Raw genomic sequence first — 13,044 nt, 5'->3', positions numbered from 1 at the left:
GACCCCGCGATGGCCTTGCTACAGCTGGAGCGCATCAGCACACAGTACCCCGGCGCGCCGGCGCCCGTGCTGGCGGATATTTCACTGACCCTGGGGCCACGGCAATTGCTGGTTGCCCTCGGTCCGTCCGGCAGCGGCAAGACCTCGCTGCTTAACCTGATCGCCGGGTTCGTCGAGCCCAGTGCCGGGCAGATCACCCTGGACGGCGTGCCGGTCCTGGGGCCGGGGGCCGAGCGCGGCGTGGTGTTCCAGGACGACGCCCTGCTGCCCTGGCAGGATGTGCTGGCGAACGTCGGCTTCGGCCTGGAACTGGCGGGCGTCCCCAAGGACAAGCGCGAAGCCCGTGCCCGGGAAATGCTGGCCCTGGTGGACCTGGCCGGTTTCGAGAAACGCCGCGTCTGGCAGCTCTCCGGTGGCCAGAAGCAGCGTGTCGGCCTGGCCCGGGCACTGGCGGCCGATCCACGCGTACTGCTGATGGACGAACCCTTCGGTGCGCTGGACGCCTTCACCCGCGAACAGATGCAGGAGCTGCTGCTGCAAGTCTGGCAACGCACTGCCAAGCCCGTGTTCCTGATCACCCACGATATCGAGGAGGCGGTGTTCCTCGCCACCGACCTGATTCTGCTGGCGCCCGACCCCGGCCAGGTTGTCGAACGCCTCAGCCTGGACTTCGGCCGGCGCTACGGGGCCGGGGAGTCGGCACGGTCGATCAAGTCCGACCCGCGTTTTATCGAAACCCGCGAGCATGTGCTTGCCAGGGTGTTCTCTCAGCGCAGCGCCACTCGAACACAGGAGCGCCCATGAGCAGTTATGAAGTGCCAGCGGCGATCCGTACGCCTGAAGCCAGGCGCCCGGCGATCGCCCCTAAGTTCAACCTGAGTATCCGATGGATCAGCGGCTTGACCCTGGTCGTGTTGCTCGCCGCCTGGTGGGGCATCACCGCCAGCGGCCTGATCGAGCCGTTGTTCCTGCCCTCGCCGTCCGCAGTGCTGCAAAAAGGCTGGCTGCTGGCAACCAGTGGCTACATGGACGCGACCCTTTGGCAGCACCTGGGCGCCAGCCTCGGACGAATCGGCCTGGGCCTGTTGTTCGCGGTGTTAACGGCCGTGCCGGTGGGCATTGCCATCGGTGCCAACCGCGTTGCCCGTGGCGTGCTGGACCCGTTGATCGAGTTCTACCGGCCGATCCCGCCGTTGGCCTATCTGCCGCTGATCGTGATCTGGTGTGGCATCGGCGAGTTGTCGAAAGTGCTGCTGATCTACCTGGCCATCTTCGCCCCGATTGCCATCGCCACGGCCACCGGCGTGCGCACCGTCGACCCGGCCAAACTGCGGGCCGCACAGTCGCTGGGGGCCACGCGGGCCCAGTTGATTCGCCATGTCATCGTGCCCAGCGCCCTGCCGGACATCCTCACCGGTATTCGTATCGGCCTGGGCGTGGGCTGGTCGACGCTGGTGGCTGCCGAACTGATTGCCGCCACCAGCGGCCTGGGGTTCATGGTGCAGTCGGCGGCCCAGTTCCTGGTGACCGACGTCGTGGTGCTGGGGATCCTGGTCATCGCCCTGATCGCCTTCGCCATGGAGCTGAGCCTGCGCGCCCTGCAACGCAAACTGGTGCCATGGCACGGCCAGGCCCGCTGAAACCAACGACCACGCCGCCCCTTCGGCGCCCGAATTCGAGAATCTACCGATGAGCCGTCCGACCATTACTCCCTTGAGCATCGCCCTCGGCGCGCAGATTGACGGGATCGATATCAGCCAGCCATTGACCCCGGAACACCGCGAGCTCATCGAGCAGGCCCTGCTGGAGCATCAGGTGCTGTTTTTCCGCGACCAGCCGATCGAGCCGCAACAACAGGCGCGTTTCGCCGCGTATTTTGGCGACCTGCATATTCATCCGATCTACCCCAACGTGCCGGAGCAACCCGAGGTGCTGGTGCTCGACACGGCCGTCACCGATGTTCGCGACAACGCCGTGTGGCACACCGACGTGACCTTCCTGCCAACGCCGGCCCTGGGCGCGGTGCTCAGTGCCAAGTCCTTGCCGGCGTTCGGTGGCGACACATTGTGGGCCAGCGGCATCGCGGCTTACGAGGCCTTGTCGACGCCCATCAAACGCCTACTGGAAGGCCTGACCGCAACCCACGATTTCACCCGTTCCTTCCCCTTGGAGCGCTTCGGCAACACCGCCGAAGACCTGGCGCGCTGGGAACAGGCACGCCGGAAAAACCCGCCGCTGTCTCATCCGGTGATCCGCACCCATCCGGTGAGCGGGCGGCGCTCGCTGTTCGTCAATGAAGGTTTCACCACCCGCATCAACGAGCTGTCGGAAACCGAAAGCGAGGTGATCCTGAAATTGCTGTTCGCCCACGCGACCCGCCCCGAGTTCACCGTGCGCTGGCGCTGGCAGGCCAATGACGTGGCGTTCTGGGACAACCGCGTGACCCAGCATTTCGCCGTAGACGACTACCGCCCTGCGCGGCGGGTGATGCACCGGGCAACGGTGCTGGGGGACGTGCCGTTCTTCAAGTGAGGTCACCCGTGGCGAGGGCGCCAGCGCCCTCGCCACGGGTATCGCGTAACCGCTGGGCGTTACTCCGCCGTCGACGGTTTCTCCCAGAGATTGATCCCGCCCTCCAGGGCAAACTGGTCGATTTGTGCCAGTTCCTCGGCACTGAACGCCAGGTTCTTCAACGCTCCGACGTTCTCGATGATCTGCTCGGGACGGCTGGCGCCGATCAGGGCGGAGGTGACCCGCGGATCACGCAGGGTCCAGGCCAAGGCCATCTGGGCCAGGCTCTGACCCCGCTGCTGGGCGATCTCATTGAGGGCGCGCACGTGGGCGATGTTCTGCGGCGACAAGTGCGAAGCCTGCAACGAACCGCCGCCGGGACGGTTGACCCGCGCATCGGCCGGGATGCCCTTGAGGTACTTGTCGGTCAACAGGCCCTGGGCCAGCGGCGTAAACGCGATCACGCCCGTCCCCAGTGCCTCGGTGGCGTCCAGCAGGTCTTTTTCCACCCAGCGGTTAAGCAGGTTGTAGGCCGGTTGGTGGATCAGCAACGGCACCTTCCACTCCTTGAGCAACGCCGCCATTTCCCGGGTCTTCACTCCGGAATACGAAGAAATGCCGACGTACAACGCCTTGCCCTGCGTCACCGCGGTGGCCAATGCGCTGGCGGTCTCTTCCAGGGGCGTATCGGCGTCGAAACGGTGGGAATAAAAGATGTCGACGTAGTCCAGCCCCAGGCGTTGCAGGCTCTGGTCCAGGCTGGCCAGCACATATTTGCGCGACCCGCCGCCCTGGCCATACGGGCCGGGCCACATGTCCCAGCCGGCCTTGCTGGAGATGATCAACTCATCGCGATAGTGCTTGAAGTCTTCACGCAACAACCGGCCAAAGTTGATCTCGGCACTGCCGTAAGGAGGGCCATAGTTGTTCGCCAGGTCGAAGTGGTTGATGCCCAGGTCGAACGCCGTGCGCAGCAGCGAGCGCTGGGTGTCGATCGGCGTACTGTCGCCAAAGTTGTGCCACAACCCCAGCGACAGCGCCGGCAGCACCAACCCGCTGCGACCGACGCGGCGGTAGGGAATGGACTCGTAGCGGTTTTCGGCAGCGGTGTAGGTCATGGAAAGCTCTCTTGTGCGAACGGCGGGGGCGGATGGCGAAGCTGACACTTCACAGACGCGCCGTTCAGGTGGAAAGTTCGTACATTGAATCCAGAAGCTGATGTGCTCACGATGTCAGTTTTTGAACCCGTTCGCGAGCAGGCGCGCTCCTACAATGCTGGCCGTGAGCACTAGCAAGCCGCTTCGAACACCTGCGCCAACCAATCCACAAACACCCGAACCCGTGGCGACAGGTGGCGGTTGTGCGGGTAGAGCACCGAGACCGGCATGGGCGGTGGTGGGGTGGCAGGGAGGACTTCCTGGATCAGGCCTTGCTGGATCTGCGTCTGCATCCGGTACTGTGGGCATTGGATCAGGCCAAGGCCGGCGATGGCCGAGGCGGCGTAGATTTCGGCGCCAAATACCGAGAGCGCGCCTTCAATGGCGACTTCCTCGAGCTCGCCATCGACCATGAACTCAAAGGGGTACAGCTTGGCCGTGGTCCGCGAGACGTAGTTCACCGCCCGGTGGTGATGCAGGTCGGCGAGGGTCTTCGGTTCACCGTACTGGCGCAGGTAGGCGGGGCTGGCACAGGTGATCTGCCGCAGGTTGGCGACGCGTCGGCCGATCAACGAAGAGTCCCCCAGCGTGCCGGCGCGCACCACGCAATCGACGCCCTCGGCGATCAGGTCGACGTAGCGGTCGGCCTCGCTGATGGACAGTTCGATGTCCGGGTAGCGCGCCATGAACTGCGGCAATGCCGGGATCACGAAGTGTCGGGCCAGGGTGCCGTGCATGTCGACGCGCAGGCGTCCCTTGGGCGCTACGCTGCGAAACGCCAGCTCGGCCTCTTCGAGTTCCGCCAGCAAGTGCACGCAACGCGGGTAGTAGGCTTCGCCGTCGAGGGTCGGCCGCACCTTGCGGGTGCTGCGCTCCAGTAAGCGCACGCCGAGCCAGGCTTCGAATTGATTGAGGGTGTGGGTCAACGTTGCACGCGGCAGGTTCAAGTCTTCGGCCGCCAGGGTGAAGCTGCTGCGTTCGTAGATGCGCACGAACACTTTCATTGCCTTGACCTGGTCCATTCCACATGCCCTGATTGTTGGTGATTATTGAACAGCCAAGGCAACTCTCGAATATTTATCGCCCGGAGTAAACATGTGAGTCTGGCGTCACCCTAACGCACCTCCACTTCAAAGGACCTCACCATGACGACCCAAACCTCCAAAGTTGCCATTGTCACCGGTGCCTCGCGTGGCATCGGCGCCGAAATCGCCAAGCAGTTGGCGCGCGAAGGCTTTGCCGTGGCGATCAATTTCGCCAGCAGCGCCACCGAAGCCTCGAAGCTGGTGGTGCAATTGCGCCAGGCCGGTCACCGAGCCATAGCGATCAAGGCCGACGTGTCTTCGGCCAGCGATGTGCGTCGGATGTTCGATGAAGCCGAAGCGCAGTTGGGCAAGGTCGATGTGTTGATCAACAACGCCGGCATTCTCAAGGTAATGCCCCTCGTGGAGCACAGCGACGAGCTGTTCGAGCAGACCTTCGCCATCAACACCCGTGGCACCTTCAACACCCTGCGCGAAGCCGCGACGCGCCTGAACGACGGTGGGCGGATCGTGAACTTCTCCAGCAGCACCGTGGGCCTGAACCTGCCCGGCTACTCGGTGTACATCGCCAGCAAGGCTGCGGTGGAATCCTTGACCCAGGTGTTTGCCAAAGAACTGCGCGGCCGCCAGATCACAGTCAATGCCGTGGCCCCCGGGCCGGTCGCGACCGAACTGTTCCTGCACGGCAAGAGCGAAGAACAGATCCAGAACTTCGCCAAGATGCCGCCCCTGGAACGCCTCGGCCAGCCGGAGGACATCGCCCACATCATCGCCTTCCTGGTAAGCCCGGCTGCCGCTTGGGTGAATGGGCAGATCCTGCGGGCCAACGGCGGACTGGTCTGAGCCACCGCCTTCGCGGGCAGGCGCGATCACCCGCTGGATTGGGGGCTACCGCGAGAGTCAGGTTGGCTGTCAGGCCGCCTTCGCGGGCAAGCCCGCTCCCACAAAAAACAGCAATCCCACGATACACCCCCACGAAGACGATCAACGCACCAAATGCAAAAACTGCATGTGCCGCTCGTACTGGTCGAGGATGTCGTTGATCACCTGCTCCTTGGTGTAGCCCACCAGATCGTAATCCTGACTGCCTTCACTTAAATGCACCTCGGCGCGGTAGTAGCGACGGTTGTTGAGCTCCTTGGACCCCATGCCACCGCGGGCAAAAGACGGCGTGAAGTAGCCACGCATCTGCACCTGGTAGATGAACGGATGCTGCTCGCCGTGGCCGATTTCCAGGCTGACACTGTCGTTGGCCGGGTCTGGCTGTGTTACGACCGCCAGGCCTTTTTCGGCGAACACCGCCTTCACTTCCTCGACGGCCGGCCGCACCGTGCTGTCGAGGAAGCGGTACACCTCGTCCCGAGACGGGAAGTGCACCGCCTGGCTCAAGCGCTGGCGCCAACCACCCTTGCCCCGGCGTGCGCCCGACACCGGCGCCAGGGAATACAACTGCGCGATCTGCTTCTGGGACTCCAGGTAGAACGCCTTATGCAGCCCCCACATCATCAACAGCAGGATCATCGAGAACGGCAAGGACGTGAGCACCACCGCCGACTTCAGGGCATCGATGCTGCCGGAAAACAGCAACGCACTGGTCACCAGCGCCGTCATCGCGCCCCAGAACACCCGCAGCCATTTCGGCCCGTCTTCGTCGGGGCTGCCGCCCTTGGCCGACAAGGTCGACAGCACCACGGTGCCGGAGTCGGCGGACGTGACGAAGAACACGAAGCTGATGAACACGGTGACGGCGATCACCGTCTTGCTCCAGGGGTAGGTTTGCAGCAGCAGGTAAAGGCTCATCGACGGGTTTTCCAGAGCAGACATGCCCAAGGCACTCATGCCGTGGTTCAACACCTGGTCGATGGCGCTGTTGCCGAAAATCGACATCCACGCCAGGGTGAAGCCCAGGGGAATCAGCAGCACGCCAAACACGAATTCGCGAATGGTGCGGCCGCGGGAAATCCGCGCAATGAACAACCCCACGAACGGCGACCAGGCGATCCACCAGGCCCAATAGAACACCGTCCAGCCGCCCAGCCAGTCGCTGGGTTTGTTGTAGGCATAGAGGTCGAAACTCTTCATCGGCAAGGCGCCGAGGTAGTCCCCCAGGTTCTGGATGAGGGTATTGAGCAGGTGCTGGGTCGGGCCGGCGAACAGGACGAACAGCAGCAACGCACAGGCCAGCAGCATGTTGATGTCGGACATGACCCGCACGCCCTTGTCGACGCCGGCCACCGCCACGAGGATCGCCGCGCCCATCATCAACACGATCAGGCCGACCTGGATCCACTGGGTGTGGGCAATGCCGAACAGGTAATCCAGACCGGAGTTGAGGTGCAGTACACCGAAGCCCATGTCCGCGCCGAGGCCGAACACCGTGGCGATGATGCCGAAGCCGTCCACGGCGTAGCCGATGGGGCCGTTGATGCGTTTGCCGATCAGCGGGTACAGCGCTGAGCGCAGGGCCAGCGGCAAGTTGTGTCGGTAGGCGAAGTACGCCAGGGCCATGCCGACGAAAGCGAACACGCCCCAGCCGTGCAGACCCCAGTGCAGGAAGAGGATCTGCATGGCCTGGCGCGCCGCATCCGCGGTGCCCGCTTCCCCTTGGGGCGGCTGTACCAGATGGGTCAGCGGCTCGGAGACGCAGAAGAAAAACAGTGTGATGCTGATCCCGGCGGCGAACAGCATGCCGGCCCAGGACAGGTAGCTGAACTCCGGCTCGTCGTGATCGGCACCGAGCTTGATCTTGCCGTAGCCGGACAAGGCCGTCACCACCACGAAGATCAGGTACAGGGTCATCGCCAGCATGTAGTACCAGCCGACCGTATTGGCCGCCCAGTTCTGCGCCGCCAGCAACCAGGCGCCGGCCTGCTCGGGCAGGGTAATCACTACCAGGCCGAACAGCAGGATGACGGTCGCGGCGAAGTAAAAGACCGGCGGATTCACGCGGACCAGGCCGCTGGAAGGAGGGGACGAGGCGCTCATGGGCGGAGCGTCCCGCAGGGCGAAAAAGCGAAGGTCGAAAACGGACTCGGCAAAGGCAAGCCTCCTGTTGTGAGCGGGCAGCAAACCGACGGTTTAACTTGAATGAACGTTCAAGTTAAACATGAATAGGGTGCTAGGGACTAATCGCACGGCCCGACGGCACGTTTCCTACACTAGCCTACGGGAGGGTATGACGCTGATTGACCTACATTCGTTCAGCGCTCCCGAACAACACACCGGGCAGATTGGCGATTGCCCCTGAATATCGGTATGCCTATAGTCCAGGCATCTCCTGCAATCAGTACGGCGCAATGATCAAACAACAGTTGGCCCGCTTTAACCGCCTTGAACTACTCGGCCACCCCACACCGCTGGAAAAACTCGAGCGTCTCTCCGCTTGGCTCGGTCGCGACGTCTATATCAAGCGCGACGACCTGACACCCCTGGCACTGGGTGGCAACAAACTGCGCAAGCTCGAATACCTGGCGGCCGATGCCATCGCCCAAGGCGCCGACACCCTGATCACCGCCGGCGCGATCCAATCCAACCACGTGCGCCAGACCGCCGCCCTGGCCGCGAAACTGGGCCTGGGTTGCGTGGCGTTGCTGGAAAACCCGATCGGCACCGAGGACAGCAATTACCTGGGCAACGGCAACCGGCTGTTGCTGGAATTGTTCGACGCCAAGGTCGAGCTGGTCGCCAACCTGGACAACGCTGATGAGCAACTGCAGGCCCTCGCCGCTCGCCTGCGCAGCAACGGGAAAAAACCTTACCTGGTGCCGATTGGCGGTTCGAACGCCTTGGGCGCGCTGGGCTATGTCCGTGCAGGCCTGGAGCTGGCCGGGCAGATCAACGACACCGGGCTCGATTTCGCCGCCGTCGTACTGGCCTCGGGCAGTGCCGGCACCCACAGCGGCCTGGCGCTGGCGTTGAGCGAGGCACTGCCCCGGCTGCCGGTCATTGGCGTAACGGTTTCGCGCAGCGAGGAAGACCAGTTCCCGAAAGTCCAGGGCCTGGCCGAGCGCACCGCCGAACTGCTGGGCGTGGCGCTTGCGCAGGCCTTCAAGGTGAACCTGTGGGACGAGTACTTCGCCCCCCGCTACGGCGAGCCCAACGCCGGGACACTGGCGGCGGTCAAGTTGCTGGCGAGCCTCGAAGGCCTGCTGCTCGATCCGGTCTACACGGGCAAGGCCATGGCCGGCCTGCTCGACGGCATCGGTCGCGACCGCTTCGACGAAGGTCCGATCCTGTTCCTGCACACCGGCGGCGCCCCGGCGTTGTTTGCCTATGACGGGGCATTTTAGGGTTATTGAAGATCCGTTGTGGGAGCAAGCTTGCTCCCACAGGAGCTCATTCCAAATAGATATATTTGTTTAATTTAATATTATTTTCCAATCTAACAGGGCCGCCCTATAGTCCCGCCGCAGGCGTATTTGCCGCGAGACGTCCGGGCTGCTTTTAGGGCAGGATGTGGCAATCTTTTCGGATCGCGTCTACGCCTTTCCCATCCAGATCGATGTCTTCATAAGAAAACACAGGGGCTTGTCATGAATTTTTCCGCACTACGTCGCAACCTGTTGGTAGGTTCGCTGGGCCTGGCATTGAGCGCCGGCCTGTTGGGGCAAGCGGTTGCCGGTGAGCAACTGCAGAAAATCAAGGATGCCGGTGAAATCAAGATTGGCCTGGAAGGCACCTACCCACCGTTCAGCTTCGTCGATGACAGCGGCAAGCTGACCGGCTTCGAAGTGGAGTTCTCCGAAGCCCTGGCCAAGGAGCTGGGCGTGAAGGTCAAGCTGCAGACCACCCCATGGGCCGGTATCCTCGCGGCGCTGGAATCCAAGCGTCTGGACGCCGTGGTCAACCAGGTGACCATCTCCGAGGAGCGCAAGAAAAAATACGACTTCTCCGAGCCGTACACCGTTTCCGGGATCCAGGCACTGGTGCTGACCAAGAAAGCCGACGAGCTGAACATCAAGAAGGCTGCGGACCTGGACGGCAAGAAAGTCGGCGTGGGCCTGGGCACCAACTACGAGCAATGGGTCAAGGCAGAAGTGCCGGGCGCCCAGGTCAAGACCTACGATGACGACCCCACCAAGTTCCAGGACCTGCGTGTCGGCCGTATCGACACCATCCTGATCGACCGCCTGGCCGCGCTGGAATACGCCAAGAAAGCCAAGGACACCACCGTCACCAGCGAGGCCTTTTCGCGCCAGGAGTCCGGCATTGCCCTGCGCAAAGGCGAGCCTGAGCTGTTGGCGGCCGTGAACAAGGCCATCGAAAAACTGCGCGCCGACGGTACGCTGAAGAAGCTCTCGGAGAAATACTTCAGCGCTGACGTTACCCAATAATGGAAGCAGCTCTTCAACTCGCACTGGATTCCGCGCCCTTCCTGCTCAAGGGCGCGTACTACACGATCTTCCTCAGCCTGGGTGGCATGTTCTTCGGTTTGCTGCTGGGCTTCGGCCTGGCGCTCATGCGCCTGTCGCACGTCAAACTGGTGAGCTGGATCGCCCGCATCTACGTGTCGTTCTTTCGCGGCACGCCGTTGCTGGTGCAGTTGTTCGTGATCTATTACGGATTGCCGCAACTGGGCGTCGAGCTGGACCCACTGCCGGCGGCCCTGATCGGCTTCTCGCTGAACATGGCGGCCTATGCGTGTGAAATCCTGCGGGCCGCCATCAGCTCCATCGAGCGCGGCCAGTGGGAAGCCGCGGCAAGTATCGGCATGACCCGCGCGCAGACCCTGCGCCGGGCCATCCTGCCGCAAGCCGCGCGCACGGCCCTGCCGCCGCTGGGCAACAGCTTCATTTCCCTGGTCAAGGACACCGCGCTGGCGGCGACCATTCAGGTGCCGGAGCTGTTCCGCCAGGCGCAGTTGATTACCGCGCGAACCTTCGAAATCTTCACCATGTACCTTGCCGCCGCGCTGATCTACTGGATTCTGGCGAGCGTGCTCGCGCACTTGCAGAACGTCCTGGAAGCCCGGGTCAATCGGCATGACCAGGAGTCCTGACCCATGATTGTCGTGGAAAAACTGACGAAGCAGTTCAAGGGTCAGGTGGTGCTCAACGGCATCGACCTGAAGATCGAAGAAGGCGAAGTGGTGGCGATCATCGGCCCCAGCGGCTCGGGCAAGACCACCTTCCTGCGTTGCCTGAACTTCCTCGAGGAGCCCAGCAGCGGCCGGATCAAGGTCGGCGACATCGAAATCGATGGCAGCCGCCCGCTGAACCAGCAGCAAGGCCTGGTGCGCCGTTTGCGCCAGCAGGTGGGTTTCGTGTTCCAGAACTTCAACCTCTTCCCTCATCGTACCGCCCTGGAAAACGTCACCGAAGGTCCGATCGTGGTGAAGAAAACACCCCGGGCCGACGCCGAGGCCCTGGGGCGCAAGCTTTTGGCCAAGGTCGGCCTGGCCGGCAAGGAAGACGCCTACCCACGGCGCCTGTCTGGCGGCCAGCAGCAGCGCGTGGCGATTGCCCGGGCGCTGGCGATGGAGCCTGCGGTCATCCTGTTCGACGAGCCGACCTCGGCCCTCGATCCGGAACTGGTGGGTGAGGTACTGGCGACCATTCGCGGCCTGGCCGAAGAAAAACGCACCATGGTCATCGTGACCCACGAAATGGGTTTTGCCCGCGACGTGGCGAACCGCGTGGTGTTTTTCGACAAGGGCGTCATCGTCGAGCAAGGCGAAGCCAAGGCCTTGTTTGCAGCGCCCCGGGAAGAACGCACTCGGCAGTTCCTCAGCAAGTTCCTTTCCGCCGGACACGACAGCCACTAAGTTAATCATCCTCTCCACACTTCCAGGGAAGGAAGTGTGACAACCGCACAATTACACACCGTCTCTGAATGTATTAACCCGATACAACTTGCAACTTTCACGCGGATTCACCGCGACGCTCAGCCCCATCCCAGTGACATATTCCCTTTCGGTCCGTTGCCAATCATTGAAACCCGCAGCCCCCGACATTCAGGCCTCATAACACGACAAACCGAGGAAAAGTGCATTTTCCGTGGAGCATTCCTAACTTCAGTTCGTAGGAACATTCTGAAGCCTGACTGAATGTTTTATTAGGCAAGTGCCTCTATTGACACTGAAACTGATGAACCCTTATCTAGTGCCCTGTCTCACAGGCGAGGCACACTTTTTTTAATTCTGCACGGCGATTAACCGTCATTAACTTCAATGACTGCGCCCATAAAAGTATGTCGCGAACACAAGCGCCTTTGATCTTCCCGAAACGGACTTCGTTTTAAGCATCAAGGAGAACACCATGACCTGTACGTCGAATCTTCCCGGGCTGGCCGCACCGACCCTGGCCAATGCCCACCCCGCCGGCATCAATATCACCAGCGCCGCCCGCCTGGAGGTCGCCATAGCCCCCTACCCCGGCATGGACGCCGGCGACCTGATCGAACTGTTCTGGGACAACTGCTACGTCGGCTCGCGCCTGCTGTCGCCGGAGGACGTGCAAAGCAGCGTCACGCTGCGAGTGCCGGAGAGTTTCATCGTCAACGGCACCGCGTGCCTGCACTACCGGGTGATGCAGGTCGGGCGCGGGCCGGCGCTGTCGGCCACGCGCCGGATACAGGTGAAGCTCGACTGCCCCGGCGGCCAGCCGTCAGCCCTGAGCGGCGATGAAAACCAGGGCCTGGCGCCGGTGCGTATCCCCGAGACCATCCGCCGCAAGGGCGTCAACCCTAGCCAGATCAAACGCGGCGTGCCGTTGACAATCGAACCCTACCTGAACATGGCCCCCGACGACGCGATCACCCTGCGCTGGGGCGACGTACGCATGGACCTGCCGCGGATCAAGCCGAACGAGGTCGGCCAGCCGATCAATGTCTGGGTGCCGCCGCAGCTCATCCTGGAAGCCGGCGAGGACCTGCGCCTGGAAGTGAGCTACTGCATCCTCGACCGAGTGGGCAACAACTCCCAATGGGCGCCACCACGGACACTGAAGATCGGTTGCGCCAATCCCTACCTGAAAACCCCGCCGAGAGAGGCGCTCATGGCTGCCGAGCCCAGCCGCGAAATACGTTGAGAAATACGCGGGTAATGGATCTATCCGTGGCGAGGGAGCTTGCTCCCGCTGGGACGGTCCGATGTCTCGGGCGAAGCGGCCCCAAAACTTCAGGGCCGCTCCGTGCCCCATCGGGGATGAATCCCCTCGCCACAACAGCCCGCTGGAAAAATCTCTCTATTTATATTCCCAAAAGTTAGTTTGAAAATTATTTATACGCGTTTAGGGTATATACACCGGACCACCGGACATTTCCTGATTTTTTCTTCACAGGTGAGGTGGGTATGGTACGGAACACAAACACCCCAGCGCAGTGCGCCAAGGCAC

The 13,044-nt window shown here is 62.5% G+C and carries 12 protein-coding genes; 9 read left to right on the top strand and 3 right to left on the bottom strand.

What is annotated here, in order from left to right:
- Positions 1–9: 9 nt before the first annotated feature.
- Genes tauB through tauD form a run of 3 tightly spaced genes read left to right on the top strand, consistent with a single transcriptional unit; the run spans position 10 to position 2,532 of the window.
- Entirely contained in the window at positions 10–804 is a 795-nt protein-coding gene (gene tauB / locus KI241_RS01180; RefSeq protein WP_042732974.1) for a taurine ABC transporter ATP-binding subunit, read from the top strand.
- The gene (gene tauC, locus KI241_RS01175; protein WP_212803258.1) at positions 801–1,640 is read left to right on the top strand and encodes a taurine ABC transporter permease TauC; all 840 of its coding nucleotides are present in this window, start codon (positions 801–803) and stop codon (positions 1,638–1,640) included. The genes tauB and tauC overlap by 4 nt, the downstream gene beginning before the upstream one ends.
- A gap of 49 nt (positions 1,641–1,689) precedes the next feature.
- Positions 1,690–2,532, top strand: a complete 843-nt coding sequence (gene tauD / locus KI241_RS01170; protein WP_042732960.1) for a taurine dioxygenase — start codon at positions 1,690–1,692, stop codon at positions 2,530–2,532.
- Positions 2,533–2,591: 59 nt separating this feature from the next.
- On the opposite strand, the gene mgrA is transcribed toward tauD, so the two are convergent.
- The gene (gene mgrA / locus KI241_RS01165; RefSeq protein WP_042732959.1) at positions 2,592–3,629 is read right to left on the bottom strand and encodes an L-glyceraldehyde 3-phosphate reductase; all 1,038 of its coding nucleotides are present in this window, start codon (positions 3,627–3,629) and stop codon (positions 2,592–2,594) included.
- Positions 3,630–3,799: 170 nt separating this feature from the next.
- Entirely contained in the window at positions 3,800–4,690 is an 891-nt protein-coding gene (locus KI241_RS01160; RefSeq protein WP_212803257.1) for a LysR family transcriptional regulator, read from the bottom strand.
- Between the two features lie 123 nt (positions 4,691–4,813).
- On the opposite strand from KI241_RS01160, the gene KI241_RS01155 reads away from it, so the two are divergent.
- Entirely contained in the window at positions 4,814–5,554 is a 741-nt protein-coding gene (locus tag KI241_RS01155; RefSeq protein WP_042731569.1) for an SDR family oxidoreductase, read from the top strand.
- Positions 5,555–5,695: 141 nt separating this feature from the next.
- Here the strand turns inward: KI241_RS01155 and betT are convergent, their stop codons facing one another.
- Positions 5,696–7,657 (bottom strand): choline transporter BetT, encoded by a 1,962-nt coding sequence (gene betT / locus KI241_RS01150; protein WP_185057646.1) that lies wholly within the window; start codon positions 7,655–7,657, stop codon positions 5,696–5,698.
- 350 nt (positions 7,658–8,007) lie between these two features.
- Between betT and KI241_RS01145 the strand changes: the two genes are divergently transcribed.
- The 5 genes from KI241_RS01145 to KI241_RS01125 all read left to right on the top strand — a co-directional run bounded on the left by KI241_RS01145 (position 8,008) and on the right by KI241_RS01125 (position 12,738).
- Positions 8,008–9,000 (top strand): D-cysteine desulfhydrase, encoded by a 993-nt coding sequence (locus KI241_RS01145; RefSeq protein WP_042731571.1) that lies wholly within the window; start codon positions 8,008–8,010, stop codon positions 8,998–9,000.
- A 243-nt stretch (positions 9,001–9,243) separates the two neighbouring features.
- Positions 9,244–10,044, top strand: coding sequence for a cystine ABC transporter substrate-binding protein (gene tcyJ, locus KI241_RS01140; RefSeq protein ID WP_003196665.1), 801 nt, complete (start codon positions 9,244–9,246; stop codon positions 10,042–10,044).
- Positions 10,044–10,709, top strand: coding sequence for a cystine ABC transporter permease (gene tcyL / locus KI241_RS01135; RefSeq protein WP_042731572.1), 666 nt, complete (start codon positions 10,044–10,046; stop codon positions 10,707–10,709). The genes tcyJ and tcyL overlap by 1 nt, the downstream gene beginning before the upstream one ends.
- A 3-nt stretch (positions 10,710–10,712) precedes the next feature.
- Entirely contained in the window at positions 10,713–11,474 is a 762-nt protein-coding gene (gene tcyN, locus KI241_RS01130; RefSeq protein ID WP_042731573.1) for an L-cystine ABC transporter ATP-binding protein TcyN, read from the top strand.
- Positions 11,475–11,967: 493 nt separating this feature from the next.
- Positions 11,968–12,738 (top strand): hypothetical protein, encoded by a 771-nt coding sequence (locus tag KI241_RS01125; RefSeq protein ID WP_042731574.1) that lies wholly within the window; start codon positions 11,968–11,970, stop codon positions 12,736–12,738.
- Positions 12,739–13,044 lie beyond the last annotated feature (306 nt).

The sequence above is a fragment of the Pseudomonas sp. Cab53 genome, from assembly GCF_018325965.1.
In the GTDB taxonomy this organism is placed as follows: Bacteria; Pseudomonadota; Gammaproteobacteria; order Pseudomonadales; family Pseudomonadaceae; genus Aquipseudomonas; species Aquipseudomonas chlororaphis_E.
The sequence above is the reverse complement of the archived record's forward strand: the minus strand, read 5'-3'. Positions and strand labels throughout refer to the sequence as shown.